Genomic DNA, 20,261 nt, shown 5'->3' on the forward strand with positions numbered 1-20,261 from the left:
GCGCACGGCGGTGTAGGAAAACACCGCGTACTCGCCATAGGGGCATACTGTCTCGTTATTCAGGCGACGCGAGACGATTCCGCCACGACCCCGCTGCGACCGGCGCCACGCCGCAGCCCGATACAGCCATTGCCATGCGCAGCTTCATACTGAACAACCGCAACCAACTCATTCAACGGTGCAAAGACAAGGTAGCCATGCGGCCTTTGCGCGGCGCCACCCACACCCAGCTGTTGCACGGCGTCCCGATGTTTCTTGACCAGTTGACGCGCACGCTGGAGGCCGAGGGTCACGGCGACATGGTGGGCGGGCTGCAGATTTCAGGGGTCTCCGGAGGAAATGCGTCAGCGCTGTCGGAAATGGGCGTTTCGGCGACGGTGCACGGAGGCGAACTGCTGGGGCTAGGCTACACGGTAGATCAGGTCGTTCATGACTACGGCGATTTGTGCCAGGCGATCACCGACTTGGCCGTCGAACGTGATGCCCATTTTTCGGTCGATCAGTTCCGCACACTGAACCGCTGCCTGGACAACGCCATTGCCGACGCCGTGACTGAGTTCGCGGCCCAGCGCGACGTCGAAGTGGCCAGACGCCAGGCAGAGGAAGAGAACGAACGGCTGGGCTTTTTGGCGCACGAGCTGCGCAACCACCTGCACGTCGCCAAACTGGCGTTCGCCGCGCTGGAGTCGGGCAGGCTTCCCGTCGGCGGCTCGACCGGTGCAGTGCTCAAACGCAGCCTGGCCTCCATGGAAGGATTGATCCAACATTCCTTGGCGGCGGTTCGCGATGCAGCGATCGCACCCTTGCACCCTCGCGTGTTCTCGCTCGCCATCTTTCTGGCGGATGCAGGCCGCGTGGCCGAACTGTATGCCGCCGACACCGGCTGCACCCTGCGCATCGTGGAGGTGGACGCCCAACTCGCGATCGAAGGCAATCGCGAACTACTGCTGGCGGCGCTCGGCAACCTGCTGCAGAACGCCTTCAAGTTCACCCGGCCTGGCAGCGAGGTGACCTTGCACGCGCACACGTCCGTGGATTCGATCCTCATCGAGGTGGAGGACTGCTGCGGCGGGCTTGCCGCGGGTAGCGCCGACACAGTGTTCGAGCCTTTCCAGCAAGGGTTTGACGACAAGCGGGGCCTGGGGCTGGGCCTGTCCATTGCGCGGCGAAGCGTCGAAGCCGACCAAGGGCGCCTGACCGTGCAAGACTTGCCGGGCAAGGGGTGCGTCTTCAAGATCAATGTGCCGCTGCGAAAGCTGGCGTAGCGGACTGCATGCAGACCCACTCCGCGCGTGCCCACCACCCCGTCAATCCCACACCCCCTGTCGGAAATTCCTGACCCTGGAGCAGGCGCAGCACCTGCGGTCACACCCCGGCACTGGGCCCAACAATGCAGTCACCGTAACGATAACAAGGAACTGCCATGTCGCTCTCGCTGATTCTGCTGATTGTCCTGATCCTCATCCTCGTTGGCGCACTGCCAACCTGGGGCCACAGCCGCTCGTGGGGCTACGGACCCAGCGGTGGTATCGGCCTCGTGGTGCTTATCCTGGTGGTCCTGCTGCTGATGGGCAGGATATAAATATAAAAGTGCGGCATCGGGGTGATGTGGGCAGCTAACGCCCGCAGCATCCAGGTGTCACAACTTCCAGAGAAAAGCGGCCTTCGGGCCGCTTTTTCTATGGGGGCTCCGCAGTCCTGTCATGCCTTTGCACGTTTTGGCACGCCCTGTGTCTCGTGCCCAGCGCGCCCACGCGCCGATCCACCCACATTCCACTCGCGCCATATGCAGCGTACGGCGTACGGCCCGCCGAAAATCACACCGCGGCCACGCCCTTTTCCGCGTGGGCAAACGCCGTGGTGAACGCCGCAAATTCTTTCTGGTTCACCACCCCATTGGTGTCCCCACCCTTGTCCATCAACTGAAGCACCGATTGCGAAAAATCGGTGCCTTGTTTCTGGATCGATGTGCTGGCCATGCCCTTCAAGAACTCGTCGTGCGAGATGCTGCCGTCCTTGTTGGCATCAAAGCCCGCCGTGATCTGCTGCTTTTGCGCATCGTCGGCGCCGAAGCGCGTCAGGATCTCCTGAAAGTCCTGCACCGACACGGGCGAGCCATTGCCGGCAGGACCTGCACTGCCCCCGCTCTGCGCGCCACCGCGCTGGACGGCACCCAAGGCGCCATCGAGCTTGCCTTGCGACACCAGAATGCCCTTGCCGGCAAACCCGGCCAGCGCTTCGGCCTGCGGGCTGAGCGTGACGACCGCAGAGGGCTCCGCATCGGCCGTCTCGCTGCTGCGACGTGTGGCCGCTGACTTGGAGGATCCGCCCGAGGCGGCGTTGAAGACCATCGACGCGACGGACGCCAGGCCAGAGATAAGAGGTGACATCGCCATGAGCTCCTGTGTGGCGACACCCCGGTGCCGTGGGACGACCATCGACGGGCCACCGTTTCGCCTTGTCCCGCCAGGGTACCCGGCCCGTGCACCTCGCAAAGGCCTGAAAAGCGGCGACATCGCCCCCCACCTTGCCTACTTGAGCACGTAGCCCGCCAGCACCGACTGCACCTCGTAGATGCTGAGCCGCTTGTTGAACTGCTTTTGAAACGGCGCGGCGCTGCCCGAGATCCAGATTTTCAACTCGGCGTCCAGATCGAAGGTCCCGCCTGTTTCGATGCTGAAGTGCGTGATGCTCTTGTAGGGCAGCGAGTGGTATTCCACCTTGCTTCCCGTCATGCCCTGCTTGTCCACCAGCACCAGCCGCTTGTTGGTGAACACGAAGTAATCGCGGATCAGCTGGTAGGCATGCTCCACCACCTCGCCGGGCGCGAGAATGCGCCCGAACTCTTCCTGGATCTTCGCTGCATCGATCTTGGATGCATTGCCCAAGACGCCGTCAAAAAGTCCCATCGTGTGCTCCTGCTGTTGTGATGTCCCGGTGGCCCGTCAAGCCCCGGCCCTTCAGGCCAGCGACTGGTAGCCCGGCCCGAAGGCGACGAACTCGCCCTCCAGCCGCCCGGCGGGCTGGCCCTCGTAGTGCAGCACCGACGTCTGCACGATGCGCCCGATGCCCTTGCGCTGCAGCATGCGGGTGAAGGAACTCCACACCGCGGCCGACGGGGCGTCGGCCACGGCAGTGAAGGTGCCGGCCATGGGCGCCAGGTAGTCCATGGTGTTGCGCTGGATGACCAGCCGGCTGCCCAGCCCTTCGGCCGACAGCCGCACATGCAGCATGCTCCACGCGGCCAGGATCGCCACGGCCGACGCGCTGCCGCCAAACACCGTGTCGCGGTGGTTGATGTTGGGCGCCAGCGGCGCAGTCAGCACCACACGTTGCGGTGATGCGTCCACCACCGACACGCCCATGGCACGGGCCAGGGGGATGTGGTCGTGCAGATAGGACTCCAGGTCGCGAGGATTCATGCAGGGGCTTTCGGGTCGGTGGGTGCGGGGGCCGGGTCGCGGTGCACGAAGTGAGGCACAGGGCCAGGCACGTCACCCAGCGTTGCCAAGGCTTCGCCAAGGAAGGCCGGGCGCAGGTCCAGTTGGGCCAGGCTGGCACGGGCAAACCACGCAAACTCCAGCCCGCGATGGCCTTCGGCGCCCACATACGGGCCGGGCGTCTGGTCCAGCAGGCTGCCGGGCCGCGGCTGGGCGTGCAGGTACAGGCCCATCTCGTGGTAGTCCACGCCGCCATAGGCGTAGAAGTTCTCCACCACGCAGGCCAGCGCGCCCGGCTCCACCGCCACGCCCAGTTCTTCGTGCATCTCGCGCACCAGCGCTTGGGCGGCGCTCTCGCCCGGCTCGATGCCGCCGCCGGGCAGTGCCCAGAACAGATCGCCTTCGGCACGGTGCAGCAAGACCTGCCCGGGCCGGGTGATGACCGCCGCTGCCCGCAGGCGAATGCGCGGCGCGATGGGGATGGACGGTGCCATGGGGTTCATGCTGCCGATCCTATCGCGGCATGGTGACAGGCACCGTCTGCGCGATGCAGGCCGGGCCCGACCGCGACGTGCGCCCGGCTCAGTCGGGCAGCAGCAAGCCCTGCTGGGCGGCCACCGTCTCGCGCAGAAAGGCCCAGGTGGCCTGCATACGGGCCACGTGCTTGTTCTCTTCAGGCATCGACATCCAGAACGTGCGGGTAAAACGCGCCGTGCCGGGCAGCACCGCCGTGAGTGCCGGGTCTTGCGCCGCCACGAAGGCCGGCAGCACCGCCAGCCCGGCACCGGCGCGCACCGCCTCGTACTGCGCCAGGATGCTGGTGCTGCGCAGCGCAAAACGCGCGGGGCGGTGCAGCTCGTCCAATATCTGCAGCTCCTTGGTGAACAGCAGGTCGTCCACATAGCTGATGAAGCTGTGCCCGCGCAGGTCGTCCGCCGTGCGGATGGGCGCATGGCGGGCCAGGTAGCTGCGCGTGCCGTACAACTGCAGCACGTAGTCGGTGAGCTTGACCACCAGCACCGCGCCGCGGGCGGGGCGCTCCAGCGATATGACGATGTCCGCCTCGCGCCGCGACAGGTGCACCAGGCGCGGCAAGGCCAGCAGGTCCAGCACCAGGCCCGGGTGCTCCAGCGCAAAGTGCGCCAGCTGCGGCGCCAGCACCAGATTGCCGAAGCCTTCGGTCGTACCGATGCGCACCAGGCCCTGCAGGCCCTGGCGCACGCCCGGCGCGGCGTTCTCCACAGCCAGAAAGGCGGCCTCCATGGCCTCGACCTGTGGCAGCAGTGCGCGGCCCGCCTCGGTCAGCCGGTGGCCCCCGGCCTCGCGGGCGAACAGGGCCGAGCCGACCTGCTTTTCCAGCGCCTGGATGCGCCGCGCCACCGTGGTGTGGTCCACGGCCAGGCGGCGCGCAGCGGCCACCAGCGTGCCGGCGCGGGCCAACTCCAGGAAGTAGCGCAGGTTGTCCCAGTCCATAAGCCCTCTCTGTACGGCGTCTCGCGAGCCCATCGCTCGCGATCGATCTGCATTTTTGCAAACCTTGTGCGCAGTATTGTCTATTGTCTTCACAAATTTGCACAGCTACCATGCGCTGGTTACCCGCTGCGGCGCCCTATTCCATTCAGGAGACAACACCCATGAACGCACCCACCTCGCAGGCCGTGCTGGCCCCCACCGTCAAGCTGCTGATCGGCGGCCAGTTCGTCGAGTCCAAGACCACCGAGTGGCGCGATGTGGTGAACCCCGCCACACAAGAAGTGCTGGCGCGCGTGCCGTTTGCCACGGCCGACGAGATCGATGCCGCAGTCGCCTCGGCCAAGGAAGCCTTCAAGACCTGGAAGAAGACGCCCATCGGCACGCGTGCCCGCATCTTCCTCAAGTACCAGCAACTGATCCGCGAGAACATGGCCGAGCTGGCCGCCATCCTCACCGCCGAGCAGGGCAAGACGCTGCCGGACGCCGAAGGCGACGTGTTCCGCGGCCTGGAAGTGGTCGAGCATGCCGCGAGCATCGGCAACCTGCAGTTGGGCGAGCTGGCCAACAACGTGGCCGGTGGCGTCGACACCTACACCCTGCTGCAGCCGCTGGGCGTGTGTGCGGGCATCACGCCCTTCAATTTCCCGGCCATGATCCCGTTGTGGATGTTCCCGATGGCGATCGCCACCGGCAACACCTTCGTGCTCAAGCCCTCCGAGCAGGACCCGATGGTCACCATGCGCCTGGTGGAGCTGGCGCTCGAAGCCGGCGTGCCTGCGGGCGTGCTCAACGTGATACACGGCGGCGAGATGGCCGTGAACGCGATCTGCGACCACAAGGACATCAAGGCGATCAGCTTCGTGGGCTCCACCAAGGTCGGCACCCACGTCTACAACCGCGCCAGCCTGGCCGGCAAGCGCGTGCAATGCATGATGGGCGCCAAGAACCACGCCATCGTGCTGCCCGATGCGAACAAGGAGCAGACCCTGAACGCCCTGGCCGGTGCGGCCTTTGGCGCTGCAGGCCAGCGCTGCATGGCGCTGTCGGTGGTGGTGCTGGTGGGCGAGGCGCAAAGCTGGATCCCCGACCTGGTGGCCAAGGCCAAGACGCTGAAGATCAGCGCCGGCACCGAAAAGGGTACGGACGTGGGCCCCGTGGTCTCGTGCGCTGCCAAGGACCGTGTCGAAGGCCTGATCGCGCGCGGCGTGGCCGATGGCGCGAAGCTGGAGCTCGATGGCCGCAACCCCGTGGTGGCCGGCTTCGAGAAGGGCAACTTCGTGGGCCCCACGGTGTTCAGCGGCGTCAAGCCCGGCATGAGCATCTATGAGCAAGAGGTCTTCGGCCCCGTGCTGTGCCTGTCGGCCGCGGCAGACATCGACGAAGCCATCGATTTCATCAACGACAACCCCAACGGCAACGGCACCGCTATCTTCACCCAGTCGGGCGCCGCGGCGCGCAAGTTCCAGGAAGAGATCGATGTGGGCCAGGTCGGCATCAACGTGCCGATCCCTGTGCCGGTGCCGCTGTTCTCGTTCTCGGGCTCGCGCGCGTCCAAGCTGGGAGACCTGGGCCCGTACGGCAAGCAGGTCGTGCTGTTCTACACGCAGACCAAGACGGTGACGGCGCGCTGGTTTGACGACAGCACCGTGTCGCACGGTGTGAACACCACGATCAGCTTGAAGTAGGTGCTGCCGGGGGCTGGTACATGCCACGTGCCATGCTGGCCGCGACCGAAACATCCATTCACGCTGATTGGGGGTCGAAGCGTTGAGCAGGGCTTCGACAAGCTCAGCCCGAACGGGTGGGGAGGCACCACCCCGGCTTCGACAGGCTCAGCCCGAACGGGCGTGTGATGGCGGCCGGCGCGACAACACCCGGACCAACCCCAACCCAACCCCGACCGTTCAGCCTGAGCTTGTCGAAGGCCCCCACGCTGCACAACGACGGTGTTAAAACCAGGCCATGCAACTCCACCCGCCAAAGACGAAATTGCCTGCCTGGGCCGTCGCTCTTGTGCTGCCCTGCGCAGTACTGTTGACCATGCCGCAAGCCCACGCCCAGGCCGGCGCTGCCTGCAACCCCGCCGGCACAGTGCCAGAAACCAATGCCTGCGCCGTGCAAGCCTTCCAGGCGGCAGACACCGAGATCGCCATCCTCTACGGCGACGTGATGCGCGCCCTGTCGGCCCACGAGCGGCCCCAGCTGCGCCAGGAGCATTCGGCCTGGCTGCGCGAGCGCACCACGCGCTGCAAGCAGTCCACGCGCAGTGCCGAGTCCCAGCCTACCGGGCCCCGGGTCTACCACGAGTGTTTGATCGCAGAAACCCAGGCGCGCCGCAAAGGCGTGATGCGCTGGCTGACGCTCGACCACCCGTCGGCCAAGCCCTGACGCACCATTCAGAACAACAAGAACTGACGAGACAGACACACCATGGACTTTGAACTCACCGAAGAGCAGCGCGCCTTTGCCCAGACCGCCCGCGACTTCGCCCAGGCGGAGCTGGCGCCCCACGCCGCGCACTGGGACGAGGAAGGCATCTTCCCGCGCGAGGCCATCGCCAAGGCCGGCGAACTGGGCTTTTGCGGCCTGTACGCGCCCGAGGCAGCCGGCGGCCTGGCCCTGCCCCGCTTGGACGCCACGCTGGTGTTCGAAGAGATGGCAGCGGTCGACCCATCGACCACCGCCTTCATCACCATCCACAACATGGCCACCTGGATGCTGGGCACCTGGGCTACCCCTGCGGTGCGCGACCACTGGGGCCCGCTGCTGACCACCGGCGAAAAGCTCGCGTCGTACTGCCTGACCGAACCCGGCGCGGGCTCCGACGCGGCCTCGCTCAAGACCCGCGCCGAGCTGGTGGGCCACGACTACGTCATCAACGGCAGCAAGGCCTTCATCAGCGGCGCGGGCGCCACCGACGTGCTGGTGCTCATGGCCCGCACGGGCGATGCAGCATCGGGCGCAGGCGGCATCAGCGCCTTTGTGGTGCCGGCCGACGCGCCGGGCATCAGCTACGGCAAGAAGGAACAGAAGATGGGCTGGAACAGCCAGCCCACGCGCACCATCAGCTTCGACAACGTGCGCATCCCCGCCGACCACCTGTTGGGCCGCGAAGGCGAAGGCTTCAAGATCGCGATGAAGGGCCTGGACGGCGGCCGCATCAACATCGCCACCTGCTCGGTGGGCGCCGCGCAAGGCGCGCTGAACGCCGCCCAGCAGTACATGCAGGACCGCAAGCAGTTCGGAAAGCCGATCGCGAGCTTTCAGGCGCTGCAGTTCAAGCTGGCCGACATGGCCACCGAACTCGTCGCCGCGCGCCAGATGGTGCGCCTGGCTGCAGCCAAACTGGACGCCGGTGCGCGAGACGCATCCACCTACTGCGCCATGGCCAAGCGCTTTGCCACCGACGCGGGCTTCACCGTCATCAACGACGCCCTGCAGCTGCACGGCGGCTACGGCTACATCCGCGAATACCCGCTGGAGCGCCTGCTGCGCGACGCCCGCGTGCACCAGATCCTGGAAGGCACGAACGAGATCATGCGGGTCATCATTGCGCGGCGCATGCTGGATGGGGATGCGACGGAGGCGATTCGCTGACACTATATTTTTGATAGCTGCTCGCGCTTGTCCAACAAGCGGTAGCCGCCCATTTTTATCAAAACCATGCCTGCCCGCCCCCTCTCTGACGAAACCCTGCACCTGATCGACGCCATGCGCACGGCGCTCTCGCAATGCAGCGATGTTGAAGAACACCCGCTGTTCGGCACCCATGCCTTCTTCGTGGACGGCAAGATGTGCATCGCGGTCAAGGGCGAAGAGCTGCTGGTGCGCCTGCCACCCGAGCGCCATGGCGAGGTGCAGGAGATGCAGAACACGCGAGAACTGTCGCCCGGCGGAGGGATGAAGGGTTACTTCTGGGTGGAGCCCAATGGCTACTCCACGCGGGCGCAGTGGAGCTTTTGGGTCGGCGAAGCCCTGGCGTACAACCCGCTGGCCAAGGCAAGTCCGCGCAAGAAACGCGCGCCCGTCGCAGCAGCCGGCAAGGCGGCAACCACCGCTGGCAAGAAGCCAGCCGCCAAATCGTCCGCCAAGAGTGCGGGCGCGAACAAGCCGCCAACGAAGACCGCGGCAACGAGGACAGCTGCAGCCAAGAAGCACAGCATCTTCGAAGCCGACGACTGAGCCGCCCTCGCCCCGCGCAAGCACACGCCATCACCTCCAGCCCACCCCGGAGCCACCACCATGCCCATCCGCATCGTCCGCCTCGGCACCCCGCGCGCCACCGGGGAAGGCACCCGCATCGGCACCGTGCGCCGCCCGCCGCGCGGCGTGCCCAAGGCCGAGTTCGCCAGCCGCGACTATTACGACGTGTGGTACCCGCTGCTCGCCCCCGCGCAAGAGCTGATGACCCAGGGCCAGCAGGTCCCCGCAGGCCCCGAGGGCGACAAGGACTGGCAGGCGTTCGTCCAACATTTCCGCAAGGAGCTGGCCCAGCCCGAGGCCAGCCGCACATTGGACCTGCTGGCCGCGCTGTCGCAGCACAGCGCGATGTCGGTGGGCTGCTACTGCGAGGACGAGTCGCGCTGCCACCGCTCGGTGTTGCGGGCCGAGCTGCTGACGCGCGGCGCCCGTGTGGAGGGCTGAGTTTGAAGCTTTTTCGGCCCCTACCGCTGGATAGGCAAGCGCTACCAGCTACAAATTTAATAGCAATCCTTTTCTAACCGATCACACTGTTGTGCAAGGCCCCGACATCCCGGGCGTTGCCAGCATCAACCTCACCCCCTCACCCCCCTCATCACAACGACATCAAGGAGCAACACAGCATGAAGATCGCATTCATCGGCCTGGGCAACATGGGCGGCCCCATGGCCCTGAACCTGCACAAGGCGGGCCACGACGTGGGCGCCTTCGACCTCTCCAAACCCGCCTGCGACAAGTTGGCCGCTGACGGCGTGCGCATTGCCGCCGACGCCGCCACCTGCGTGCTGGGCGCCGAAGTGGTCATCAGCATGCTGCCCGCCAGCCAGCACGTGGAGGCGCTCTACCTCGGCAACGACAAGCAAACCGGCCTGCTGCCCCAGCTGGCAGAGGGCGCGCTGGTGATCGACTGCTCCACCATAGCGGCAGCCACATCGCGCAAGGTGGCCGATGCCGCCAAGGCCCGCGGCCTGGCCTTCATCGACGCGCCCGTCTCGGGCGGCACCGGCGGCGCCATCGCCGGCACGCTCACCTTCATGGTGGGCGGCGACACCGCAGCGCTGGAGCGCGCCCGCCCCATCCTCGAAAAGATGGGCGCCAACATCTTCCACGCAGGCGACGTGGGCGCCGGCCAGACCGCCAAGATCTGCAACAACATGCTGCTGGGAATCCTGATGGCCGGCACCAGCGAAGCCATCGCCCTGGGCGTGGCCAACGGCCTGGACCCGAAGGTACTGAGCGAAATCATGCGCCGCAGCTCGGGCGGCAACTGGGCGCTGGAGAAGTACAACCCCTACCCCGGCGTGATGGAGACTGCGCCAGCGAGCAAGGGCTATGCGGGTGGTTTTGGGACGGATCTGATGCTCAAGGACCTGGGCTTGGCGCAAGAGAACGCCGCGGCGGTGAAAGCGGCCACACCGCTGGGTGGGCTGGCGCGCAGCCTGTATGCGGCGCACAGCCTGGCGGGGCATGGGGGGCTGGATTTCTCCAGCATCATCAAGCTGGTGCAAAAGCACTGACCGCAGCACGCTGGCCGCCCAACGAGGACTGCCCACCTGCCAACCCACGCCAGCACCGTGCTGGCGTTTCTTATCGCCACCACGAGCTCTCAGATACCGGCCACTGGAGCTTTCGGCTGGACAGCTTTATATATTTGGCCAAAGAGATGCAACATACGCCAACTCTGCATCAACCATGGATTTTGTTTGAGCAATTGGAGCGGTAACTCGGAAAAATTTGCCTTGCCTCACATCCAGCACACCAATAATATCCCCCTCCTTACATAAATCTCGTAAAGCAACCTCCATTAACACTGTAGCCAAATCTATGCGCAACTTGCTAAGCGGCTCATCTTTCAAATATAGTTTAATAATATATCTTTGATCATCTATTACCAGACCCAGCTCCGGATTGATAGAAACATCGACCCCAGAATTTCCATAAGTGTTTTTTGGCGGATCAAACCAGAAAATATTCTTCTTCCCCCACCATTTGCTATATCCATTTAATGCATTGTTATAGTTGGCCACTTTCTTAGGATCCCTTATTGCGGATCTGATATTCACAAGAAAACTCCTTTCCAATCCTTCTTTGTGAATTTTTATCAATCCGTCCCGCAAAGGCTTATAAAAATCAGTTGCCGGATGGTAAGCTTTTCTGTTCTTTATTTGATTTACCTTTGTCGCTTTTGGACTACCCGATTTTGAAACAATATCAACAAGATCAGTAAGTGAGATACCGTACATTTTCCGCTTTCTAATGTTTGACATGAGACATTGAGAGCCCGCAAACCGAAAATCGACCTGTATATTGATGATTTAGCGGGCACTCGAACCATTGACTCTTCAACCTTGGTCACATCCATGCGCGTAGCTTGATTGAATTGAAGAACCCCTTGCACCGATGTAAGTGTTGAGCCTAGTAGTCCAACTCCATCCGCCACCGGTCTTGCTCGGTACCTTATTGGGACAGCGGCGCTAACTGATGACAAGCTTAAATTTGCCATTAGGCTGAGTATCAACATCTACGGGCCGCGGCTCCCCTACCACCCGGATTGATTGTTCTCGGTATGCATCATTTCAAGGCACGGCGACCTTCCTACAAAGCCACAATCTGCTGTTGAGTATGATTCGCACCCCTCATGCTGCGCCGCACCATCCCCGCCCTGCCTTTCCACATCGTGCTTCTGCTCGTGGCGTTGTTCAACGCCCTGGCGGGTGTGCCGCTGCATGAGGCACGGCACATCAGGGAGGGAGTAGCTAGCGCCACAGCCTCGACAGCCGCAGGCGATGTGGATGCATATGCCACAGACACCCCAGCCAGGGGCGAGCACGGCGAAAGCACGCATACCACCTGCGCCTGGTGCCTGACCCACGCGCTGGAGGCGGGCCTGGCACATGCACCGGCGGCCGGCCAGCTACCGCTTCCCGCAACACCCAGCACCCTCGCGCCGCAAAGCGCAGACCCCTTCACGGTTCAGCAAGTGCGCTGGCCGTTTGCCGCACGCGATCCTCCGCCAGCCCATCGGGCCTGACACGCGTCAGGTCCTAGCCAGCCTGCGCTCTCCAGCGCACCTCCCTCTTTTTTCAGCCTTGTATTCACCCCGCCGGGGTGGGTGCGGGCACGCGGCTTTGTGCGCCCGCCTTGACCACTTGAATCAGGCGGGTGTGGGCCACGTTGCTCCTGGCTTTGCATTCATCGCTTTTGGACTGGTTTGCCATGCGTTCTTCGTCTTCGTCGTCTTCTCTTTCGTCTTCACGCCCAGCGGCCTTGCCACGCCCCACGTTGTCGGCCGTGGCGGTTGCGTCGCTCTTCGCCTCCATCAACCCCGCTTTCGCCGCAGACGGCGATGTGATCACCCCACCCACCCCACCCACCCTGTCCGCCGTCGACGTCGTCGGCCGCAGCGCCTCTGGCGCCTACTACGCCGACGAGGCCGAAGGCGCCAAGACCACCTTGCCGCTGCGCGAGCTGCCGCAATCCGTGCGCGTGATGTCGCGCCAGACGCTCGACGACCTGGGCGCCACGCGGCTGGACGATGTGCTCGACTACGTGGGCGGCGTCTCGCGCCAGAACAGCTTTGGCGGGCTGTGGGACAACATTGCCATCCGGGGCCTGCCGGGCAACGAGAACACGGGCATGGCCACCTTGCTCAACGGCTTTTCGTCCAACCGGGGCTTCAACGCGCCGCCTGACCTGGCGGGCGTGGAGCGCATCGAGTTCCTCAAGGGGCCAGCCGCTGCGCTGTACGGCAGCAGCGAGCCGGGCGGCACGCTCAACATCGTGAGCAAGAAGCCGCTGTGGAAGGCCGCGCACTCGGTGGAGGCCTATGCCGGCAGCAACCGCCTGGGCCGCGCGGCGCTCGACACCACCGGCCCCATCAATGACCGGCTGGCGTACCGCCTGAACGTGGCGGTGGAAGACCGCGGCAGCTTTCGCGACCATGTGGATGCGCAGCGCCAGGTGGTGGCCCCGGCATTGACCTGGAAGCTCACGCCCGACACGGTGCTGGAGTACACGGCCGAGTTCCTGCGCCACGCCACGCCGCTCGACCGGGGCGTGGTGGCGGTCAACAACCGGCTGGGCGCCATCCCGGTGAGCCGCTTTCTGGGCGAGCCGGCCGATGGCGACGTGACGGTGCGCAACCAGACGCACCAGTTGGTGCTGTCCCACGAATGGAGCCCCGACTGGCGCAGCCGCGCCGGGCTGTCGTACCGCGAGACGGGCCTGGAGGGCTTTTCGACCGAGCCCACCGCGCTGCGGCCCGACAACCGCACGCTCACGCGCCAGCGGCGCTACCGCGACTTCCAGTCCGACGACATTGCGCTGCAGGCCGAGCTGCAGGGCACAGTGCGTGCCGGTGCACTGGAGCACGAGGTGCTGGCGGGCGTGGAGAGTTTTCGCTTCAGCATGGATTCGCTGATGCTGCGGGCCAGCCCCAGCACGGCCGCGCCGTATGCCATCGACATCCTGAACCCGGTGTACGGCCAGCCCCAGCCCACGCCGAGCCGCAATACCGACACGCTGGAAAAGCAGCGCAACACCGCCCTGTACCTGCAGGACACCATCAAGCTGGGTGCCCAGTGGCGCGTGATGGCCGGCCTGCGCGCCGACAACTACGACCAGTCGCTCAACAACCGCCTCACCCAGCGCACCACCGCGCAGAGCCCCTCGGCCGTGTCGCCCCGCCTGGGCGTGAGCTGGCTGCCCACCGATGCGTGGACGGTGTACGCCAACGCAGGCCGCTCGTTCCGCCCCAACACCGGCTCCGACGTGGCGGGCAATGGTTTCGACCCTGAAAAAGCCCGCGCACTGGAGCTGGGCGCCAAGTGGGAGAGCAGCGACAAGCGCATCGGCGCCACCGCCGCCCTCTTCGACATCCGCAAACGCAATGTGCTGACCAGCGACCCGGCCAACGCCGGGTTCTCGGTGGCCGCCGGCGAGGTGCGCAGCCGCGGGCTGGAGCTGGACCTGGCCGGCCGGCTCGATTCCCACTGGCGCGTGAACGCCAGCCTGGTGCTCAACGACGTGAGCATCGCCCGCGACAACCTGCTCGAAGTCGGCGGCCGGCTGTTGAACGTGCCCCGCGTCAACGGCAGCGTGCTGGCCGTGTACGAAGACACCCTGGCCAACGGCCAGCGCTACGGCGTGGGCGGCGGCATCACCCACATGGGCCAGCGCCTGGGCCAGGCGCGCACGCAGGCAGAGGCCAATGCGGGCGCGGCCAGCTTCGATCTGCCCAGCTACACCACCGCCAAGCTGGTGGCGTACTGGCGCCTGAGCCCCACGCTGAGCGTCACGCTCGACGTGGACAACCTGTTCAACGCCAAGCACTACACCAGCTCGTACAGCCGGGTGTGGGTCACGCCGGGTACGGCGCGCACTCTCACCGCAGGGCTGCAAGCCAAGTTCTGACGACATGCCATTGCCACACCCTTCCCTTCACCGCCACCCGGCCACACAAGCCGCCTCCACCGCAGGCCTGACCCGGCGCAGCACGCTGCAATGGCCCGCCGCCGCACTGGCCGCTGCAGCGCTGCCCGCAAAGGCCCAGCCGCAGCCCGCTGACAGTACCAGTACCAGTACCCCGCTGCGCATCGTGGGCCCGTGGGAGATCAGCGGGCTGGCGCCTGCCCAAAGCGGCTACATGTTCACCCGCCTGCAGGTCGCCGAAACGCTGATGGGCGCCGGCGATGATGGCCGCCCCGAAGGTGCGCTGGCCCAGCGCTGGCGCACCTCGGCCGACGGGCTGGCGTGGCAGTTCGACCTGCGCCCGGGCGCACGGTTTCACGACGGCAGCCCGGTGACGGCCGCTGCCGTGGTGCGCTGCCTGCAGGACGCGCAGGTGCCGCCTGCGCTGCTCAGCCACGCGCCCATTGCCGGCATTGCAGCGGCGGACGATCACACCGTGGTGGTGCGGCTCAACCGCCCCCACGCCGCCCTGCCCGCCCTGCTGGCGCACAGCAGCACCATGGTGCTGGCACCAGCCAGCTACGGGCGCGGCGGCAAGGTGCAGTCCATCGTGGGCAGCGGGCCGTACCGCATTGCGGCCCTGGTGCCGCCCCAGCAGGTCGAGACGGTGGTGTTCGACGGCTTCGACGGCCCCCGGCCCGCCATCGCCGCCGTGCAGTACCTGGCCGCCAGCCGGCCCGAAACCCGCGCGCTGATGGCCGAAGGCGGTCAGGCCGACCTGGGTTACGGGCTGGACCCGGCCAGCCTGCGGCGGCTGCGGCGCCACCAGAAGGTGGGGCTGGCGTCGGTCACGCTGCCGCGCACCGTCATCATCAAGCTCAACGCAGGGCTGCCCGCGCTGCGCGATGTGCGCGTGCGGCGGGCACTCAGCCTGGCCATCGACCGCGGCGGCATCGCCCATGCGCTGATGGGCGACGAGAACCTGGCCGCCACCCAACTGCTGCCGCCCACGCTGGCCGCCTGGCACAACCCGGCGCTGGCGCCGCTGCAGCACGACCCCGAAGCCGCTGCGCGTCTGTTGCAGGCTGCCGGCTGGCAGCGCCATGCCGACGGCCTGCGCAGCCCCGACGGCCAGCCACTGGCGCTGACCATCCGCACCTTTCTCGACCGGCCCGAGCTGCCGCTGATCGCCACTGCGCTGCAAGAGCAGTGGCGGCTGGCCGGCATTGCCGTCAAGGTGAGCATCGGCAACTCTGGCGACGTGCCGCTGGGCCACCGCGACGGCAGCCTGCAGCTGGCGCTGGCCGCGCGCAACTACGCCAACGTGCCCGACCCCACGGGCACGCTGGCGCAGGACTTTTCGGCCCAGGGCGGCGACTGGGGCGCCATGGGCTGGCACAGCGACGCCGTGGTGCAGTCGCTGCAAGAGCTGGCCCGCACCGCCACCACGCCCGAGCGCGCAGCGCTGCTGCGCCAGCGCATCACCCACACCCTGCAGGACGAGCTGCCCGTGATCCCCGTGGCCTGGTACCGCCAGCACGTGGCCGTGAACCCCCGCGTGCGCGGCGTCACGCTGGACCCGCTGGAGCGCTCCTACCGCATCACTTCCATGGAATGGCAAACGACATGACCCGCCCGTTCAACCCCTTGTGGACCCTGGCCGCGCGCCGCCTGGTGCAGGTGGTGGCCCTGGCGCTCATCATCGGCACGCTGTGCTTTTTGATGGTGCGCTCGCTGCCCGGGGACCTGGCCACGCGCATCGCGGCCGGCCGCTACGGCTACGACCTGGTGAGCAATGCCGCCGCCGACACGGTGCGCGCCGAGCTGGGGCTGAACCAGCCCGCCGCCTGGGCCCTGCTGCACTGGTGGCGCGACATCGCGACGCTGAACCTGGGGCTATCGCTGGTCACCCAGGCCCCCGTGTGGGAAGAAGTGGCGCACCACCTGGCGGCCACCCTGCGGCTGTCGGCGGCCGCGCTGGGCGTGGCCTTCGTCCTGGGCGTACCCATGGGCCTGTGGGCCGGCCTGCGGCCAGGCGGCTGGGTGGACAAGACCAGTTGGGTACTGAGCGTGGTGCTGCGCGCCACGCCGCCGTTTTTGCTGTCGGTGCTGCTGATGCTGCTGGTGGCCGTGCACTGGGGCTTTCTGCCCGTGGCGGGCGATGAAAGCCATGCCAGCCTGGTTCTGCCCGCGCTGACGCTGGGCCTGGGTCTGGCCGCCGGGCTGGCCCGCGTGACGCGCGCGGCCATGCAGGACGTGGTGCAGTCGCCGTCCTTCGAGTTTGCCCGCACCAAGGGCCTGTCGGACCTGCAGGCGCTGGTGCGCCATGGCCTGCGCAATGCCGCGGTGCCCGTGGCGGCCTACCTGGGCGTCCAGGCGCTGTTTCTGGTGGAGGGCGCGGTGGTGGTGGAGACGCTGTTTGCCTGGCCTGGCATCGGCCACGCGCTGGTGCATGCCGTCTTCGGGCGCGACATTCCGATGATCCAGGGCGCGGCCCTGTGCATGGGGCTGCTGTTCGTCACGTTCAACCTGGTGGTGGATGCAGCCTGCGTGGCGCTCGATCCGCGCCATGCCAAGGGGGTGTCGGCATGAGCGCGATCCCCACGCCTTCCACGATGCCGCTGGCACCTGCGCCGGGCCTGCCCCGCCCCCGCGTCCGCTGGCGCACGGCCCTGGGCTTGGTGCTGCTCGGGCTGCTGGCTGCGTTTGCAGCGTTGGGCCCCTGGCTCATCGGTGCCAGCCCGGTGGCGCAAGACCTGCGCCACCAGCTGGCGCCGCCCAGCGCCCAGCACTGGCTGGGCACCGACGTGCTGGGCCGCTCGGGCCTGGCGCGGCTGGCGCATGCGGCGCAGCTGTCGCTGGGCATGGCCCTGCTGGCGGCCTTCAGCGCGGCCATTCCCGGCACGCTGCTGGGCATTGCGGCCGCGTGGCGCGGAGGCCGCACCGAGCGGGCGCTGGTCATGCTGTCGGACGCGGCGCTGGCCATACCGGGCCTGCTGCTGGTGCTGCTGATCGCCGCCATCGCGCCGGGCCAGCTGGCTGCGCTGTACGTGGGGCTGGCCCTCGCGCTGTGGGTGGAGTACTTCCGCGTGAGCCGCGCCGTGGCGCGCCCCGTGCTGGCGGGCGACGCGGTACAGGCGTCGCGCCTGCTGGGCTTTGGGCGCGGCTACGTGCTGCGCCGCCACCTGCTGCCGGCCCTGGCGCCCACGCTGGGCACGCTGCTGGCCTTCAGCACGGCGCAGGCCGTGCTGTCGCTGGCGGCCCTGGGATTCGTGGGCGTGGGCATTCAGCCGCCCACGCCGGAGCTGGGTTTGATGATGACCGAGTCGATGCCCTACTACCAGGAAGCGCCATGGCTCATCGCCGCGCCGGTGGCACTGCTGGTGTGCCTGGTGGCCGCCATGATGCTGCTGCAACCCGAGCGGGAGACTGCATGACAACCACTACCTCCTCATCACCCGCCCTGCTGGCCGTGGACGGCCTGGGCATTCAGGTCAACGGCAGGCACCTGCTGCGGGACATCGCGTTCACGCTCCAGCCCGGCGAAGCGCTGGCCCTGGTGGGCGAAAGCGGCGCGGGCAAGTCGCTGCTGGCCCAGGCCATCATGGGCAACCTGCCGCCCGCGCTCAAAGCCACTGGCAGCATCACCATCGAGGGCACCACCACCCGGGCCGACGACGCTGCGGCGCGGCGTGCGCTGTGGGGCCGGCGGCTGGCGCTGCTGCCGCAGGAGCCGTCGCTGGCGCTGAACCCGCTGACCCGGCTGGCGCCGCAGCTGGCCGAGGTGCATGCGCTGCTGCATGGCCACAGCAGGCCGCAGGCGCAGGGGCTGGCCCAGGCACAGTTGACCGCAGCGGGGCTGGGCGAGGCTACGCAGCACTACCCCTGGCAGCTATCGGGCGGTATGGCCCAGCGCGCGGTGGCGGCCATCACCCTGGCCGGCGGTGCGCAGGTGCTGATGGTGGACGAGCCCACCAAGGGCCTGGATGCGCATTGGCGCGACCGCACCATCGACCTCTTCCGCGGCGTGCTGGCCGCGGGTGGCTGCCTGCTGACCATCACGCACGACCTGGCAGTAGCCCAGGCGCTGGGCGGCAAGGTGATCGTGCTGCGCGAAGGCCAGGTGGTGGAGCATGGCGACATCGCCACCGTGGCCACCCGGCCATCGCACCCCTTCACCCGGCAGTTGCTGGCGGCAGATCCCGCGCGGTGGGATGCCTTTGCGGCGCCCACGCTTGGCGACACCGTGGTGCAGGCGCGCGGCATTGCCAAGTCCTACGGTGGCCGCAGCCTGTTCGCCGCCATGGACCTGGACCTGCGCGCTGGCGAACGCATCGCCGTGCAGGGCCCGAGCGGCACCGGCAAGAGCACACTGGGCAATGTGCTGCTGGGCCTGCTGGCGCCGGACACCGGCAGCGTGCAGCGCGCGCCGCAGCTGCGGCCGCATGCTTTTCAAAAGCTCTACCAGGACCCGGTGTCGTCGTTTGCGCCGCACGCCAGCCTGGCGCAGTCGCTGCGCGACGCGGCCCGCCTGCACGGCCACGCCTGGGCTGCGGTGCTGCAGCGGCTGCAGCAGCTGCGCATTCCCGAAAGCCTGCTCGCGCGCAGGCCCGAGCAGGTCTCTGGCGGCGAGCTGCAGCGCATTGCGTTAGCGCGCGTGCTGCTGGCACAACCCGCACTGCTGTTCGCCGACGAGCCGACGTCGCGGCTGGACCCCATCACCCAGCAGGAGGCCTTGGGCGTGCTGTTGGCGGCGGTGCGGGAGACCGGCGCCGCGCTGATGCTGGTGACGCACGACGAGCACATTGCCGCGGCGGTCGGCACGCGGACGCTGGATTTTTCCGCGAACGCCAGGGCAGCGATGCCGCGCGCACCTGCGGCTGCCGGGGTGCTTCACAATGCAGCGCCATGAGCCACCCTATACAAGCATCCCCTGTGCCAGCGTCCACCGCCCCTGCGCTGTGGATCATCAAGACCGGCGCGGCCCCGGCGCCGCTGCGCGCGGCGCATGGGGACTTTGAAGACTGGATCGCACAGGGCCTGCGCGCGGGCCCCGGAGGCAGTGCGCTGCAGATCCGCACCCTCGACGCGCGGGCGCTGCCCGAATGGCCTGCGCAGGACGAGATCGCCGGGGTGGTCGTCACGGGCTCTCCGGCCATGGTGACCGACCGGGAGGCCTGGAGCGAACGCACGGCGCAGTGGCTGGTCCGGCTGATGCAAGGCGCCACCCCGCTGCTGGGCATCTGCTACGGGCACCAGCTGCTGGCGCACGCGCTGGGCGGCGAAGTGGCGCACCACCCGGCGGGCCTGGAGATCGGCAGCGTGGCCGTGCAGTGCCTGCCCGCAGCCGCAGGCGACCCGTTGCTGGGCGGGCTGCCCCGGGAGTTTGCGGCCCACACCGTCCACGAGCAATCGGTGCGGCGCCTGCCGGCTGGCGCAGTGCCGCTGGCCGCCAACGCCCATGAGGCGCACCACGCCTTTCGCGCCGGGCCCTGTGCCTGGGGCGTGCAGTTCCACCCCGAGTTCAGCCAGACGGTGATGCAGGACTATGTGCGGCTGTTCGCGCCGTCGCTGCACCGCGGCGGGGTCGATGTGCAGGCGCTGCACGCCGCGGTGGCTGCCACCCCGGCCGCCAACGGCCTGCTGGCGCGGTTTGCGAGCCTGACACAGGGCTCTGGCTCTGGCTCTGGCTCTGGCTCCGCGTCGCAGAGTCAGGCGGGCTGAGCCACACCCCTCACC

At 67.2% G+C, this 20,261-nt stretch carries 21 protein-coding genes; 15 read left to right on the forward strand and 6 right to left on the reverse strand.

What is annotated here, in order from left to right:
* Positions 1-134: 134 nt before the first annotated feature.
* Both ACSQ3N_RS14385 and ACSQ3N_RS14390 read left to right on the forward strand, forming a co-directional pair.
* Positions 135-1,265 (forward strand): sensor histidine kinase, encoded by a 1,131-nt coding sequence (locus ACSQ3N_RS14385; protein ID WP_056165704.1) that lies wholly within the window; start codon positions 135-137, stop codon positions 1,263-1,265.
* A gap of 158 nt (positions 1,266-1,423) precedes the next feature.
* Positions 1,424-1,582, forward strand: a complete 159-nt coding sequence (locus ACSQ3N_RS14390) for a DUF3309 family protein (RefSeq protein ID WP_082516826.1) — start codon at positions 1,424-1,426, stop codon at positions 1,580-1,582.
* 235 nt (positions 1,583-1,817) lie between these two features.
* Here the strand turns inward: ACSQ3N_RS14390 and ACSQ3N_RS14395 are convergent, their stop codons facing one another.
* The 5 genes from ACSQ3N_RS14395 to ACSQ3N_RS14415 all read right to left on the reverse strand — a co-directional run bounded on the left by ACSQ3N_RS14395 (position 1,818) and on the right by ACSQ3N_RS14415 (position 4,913).
* Entirely contained in the window at positions 1,818-2,390 is a 573-nt protein-coding gene (locus tag ACSQ3N_RS14395) for an EF-hand domain-containing protein (protein ID WP_436146642.1), read from the reverse strand.
* 141 nt (positions 2,391-2,531) lie between these two features.
* Positions 2,532-2,909, reverse strand: a complete 378-nt coding sequence (locus tag ACSQ3N_RS14400) for a PH domain-containing protein (RefSeq protein ID WP_056165702.1) — start codon at positions 2,907-2,909, stop codon at positions 2,532-2,534.
* Between the two features lie 51 nt (positions 2,910-2,960).
* The gene (locus ACSQ3N_RS14405; protein ID WP_056165700.1) at positions 2,961-3,422 is read right to left on the reverse strand and encodes a YiiD C-terminal domain-containing protein; all 462 of its coding nucleotides are present in this window, start codon (positions 3,420-3,422) and stop codon (positions 2,961-2,963) included.
* The gene (locus ACSQ3N_RS14410; RefSeq protein WP_235507313.1) at positions 3,419-3,943 is read right to left on the reverse strand and encodes an NUDIX hydrolase; all 525 of its coding nucleotides are present in this window, start codon (positions 3,941-3,943) and stop codon (positions 3,419-3,421) included. The genes ACSQ3N_RS14405 and ACSQ3N_RS14410 overlap by 4 nt, the downstream gene beginning before the upstream one ends.
* Before the next feature lie 79 nt (positions 3,944-4,022).
* Entirely contained in the window at positions 4,023-4,913 is an 891-nt protein-coding gene (locus ACSQ3N_RS14415; RefSeq protein ID WP_056165698.1) for a LysR family transcriptional regulator, read from the reverse strand.
* Positions 4,914-5,074: 161 nt separating this feature from the next.
* Here ACSQ3N_RS14415 and ACSQ3N_RS14420 point away from each other — a divergent pair, with 161 nt between their 5' ends.
* The 6 genes from ACSQ3N_RS14420 to mmsB all read left to right on the forward strand — a co-directional run bounded on the left by ACSQ3N_RS14420 (position 5,075) and on the right by mmsB (position 10,630).
* Complete coding sequence (locus tag ACSQ3N_RS14420) at positions 5,075-6,598, forward strand: CoA-acylating methylmalonate-semialdehyde dehydrogenase (protein ID WP_056165697.1); 1,524 nt, start codon at positions 5,075-5,077, stop codon at positions 6,596-6,598.
* Positions 6,599-6,953: 355 nt separating this feature from the next.
* On the forward strand, positions 6,954-7,301 hold the full coding sequence (locus ACSQ3N_RS14425) for a lysozyme inhibitor LprI family protein (protein WP_235507312.1): 348 nt from the start codon (positions 6,954-6,956) through the stop codon (positions 7,299-7,301).
* 42 nt (positions 7,302-7,343) lie between these two features.
* Complete coding sequence (locus ACSQ3N_RS14430) at positions 7,344-8,510, forward strand: acyl-CoA dehydrogenase family protein (RefSeq protein WP_396504719.1); 1,167 nt, start codon at positions 7,344-7,346, stop codon at positions 8,508-8,510.
* Between the two features lie 66 nt (positions 8,511-8,576).
* Entirely contained in the window at positions 8,577-9,095 is a 519-nt protein-coding gene (locus ACSQ3N_RS14435; protein WP_056165692.1) for a TfoX/Sxy family protein, read from the forward strand.
* Positions 9,096-9,155: 60 nt separating this feature from the next.
* The gene (locus ACSQ3N_RS14440; RefSeq protein ID WP_056165689.1) at positions 9,156-9,557 is read left to right on the forward strand and encodes a DUF488 domain-containing protein; all 402 of its coding nucleotides are present in this window, start codon (positions 9,156-9,158) and stop codon (positions 9,555-9,557) included.
* 179 nt (positions 9,558-9,736) lie between these two features.
* Positions 9,737-10,630: a 3-hydroxyisobutyrate dehydrogenase gene (gene mmsB / locus ACSQ3N_RS14445; protein ID WP_056165686.1), complete on the forward strand. Its 894-nt coding sequence runs from the start codon at positions 9,737-9,739 to the stop codon at positions 10,628-10,630.
* A 126-nt stretch (positions 10,631-10,756) separates the two neighbouring features.
* Here mmsB and ACSQ3N_RS14450 read toward each other — a convergent pair whose 3' ends face one another.
* Positions 10,757-11,356, reverse strand: a complete 600-nt coding sequence (locus tag ACSQ3N_RS14450) for a hypothetical protein (RefSeq protein WP_082516857.1) — start codon at positions 11,354-11,356, stop codon at positions 10,757-10,759.
* 395 nt (positions 11,357-11,751) lie between these two features.
* On the opposite strand from ACSQ3N_RS14450, the gene ACSQ3N_RS14455 reads away from it, so the two are divergent.
* The 7 genes from ACSQ3N_RS14455 (at position 11,752) to ACSQ3N_RS14485 (ending at position 20,246) form a co-directional block, all read left to right on the forward strand.
* Positions 11,752-12,144 (forward strand): DUF2946 family protein, encoded by a 393-nt coding sequence (locus ACSQ3N_RS14455; protein WP_436146643.1) that lies wholly within the window; start codon positions 11,752-11,754, stop codon positions 12,142-12,144.
* Between the two features lie 185 nt (positions 12,145-12,329).
* Positions 12,330-14,525, forward strand: a complete 2,196-nt coding sequence (locus ACSQ3N_RS14460) for a TonB-dependent siderophore receptor (protein WP_436146644.1) — start codon at positions 12,330-12,332, stop codon at positions 14,523-14,525.
* Positions 14,526-14,529: 4 nt separating this feature from the next.
* Positions 14,530-16,152 carry an ABC transporter substrate-binding protein gene (locus ACSQ3N_RS14465; protein ID WP_436146645.1) on the forward strand — a complete coding sequence of 541 codons (1,623 nt, stop codon included), beginning with the start codon at positions 14,530-14,532 and terminating at the stop codon, positions 16,150-16,152.
* Entirely contained in the window at positions 16,149-17,114 is a 966-nt protein-coding gene (locus tag ACSQ3N_RS14470) for an ABC transporter permease (protein ID WP_082516824.1), read from the forward strand. Before ACSQ3N_RS14465 ends, ACSQ3N_RS14470 begins: the two co-directional genes overlap by 4 nt.
* A complete protein-coding gene (locus tag ACSQ3N_RS14475; RefSeq protein ID WP_056165676.1) occupies positions 17,111-17,959 on the forward strand; it encodes an ABC transporter permease in 849 nt (282 codons plus the stop codon). The genes ACSQ3N_RS14470 and ACSQ3N_RS14475 overlap by 4 nt, the downstream gene beginning before the upstream one ends.
* Positions 17,956-19,434, forward strand: coding sequence for an ABC transporter ATP-binding protein (locus tag ACSQ3N_RS14480; protein ID WP_056165673.1), 1,479 nt, complete (start codon positions 17,956-17,958; stop codon positions 19,432-19,434). Before ACSQ3N_RS14475 ends, ACSQ3N_RS14480 begins: the two co-directional genes overlap by 4 nt.
* Complete coding sequence (locus tag ACSQ3N_RS14485; RefSeq protein ID WP_056165670.1) at positions 19,431-20,246, forward strand: glutamine amidotransferase; 816 nt, start codon at positions 19,431-19,433, stop codon at positions 20,244-20,246. Before ACSQ3N_RS14480 ends, ACSQ3N_RS14485 begins: the two co-directional genes overlap by 4 nt.
* Positions 20,247-20,261 lie beyond the last annotated feature (15 nt).

This window comes from Acidovorax sp. LjRoot194, assembly GCF_964253015.1.
Classification (GTDB): Bacteria; Pseudomonadota; Gammaproteobacteria; order Burkholderiales; family Burkholderiaceae_C; genus Acidovorax.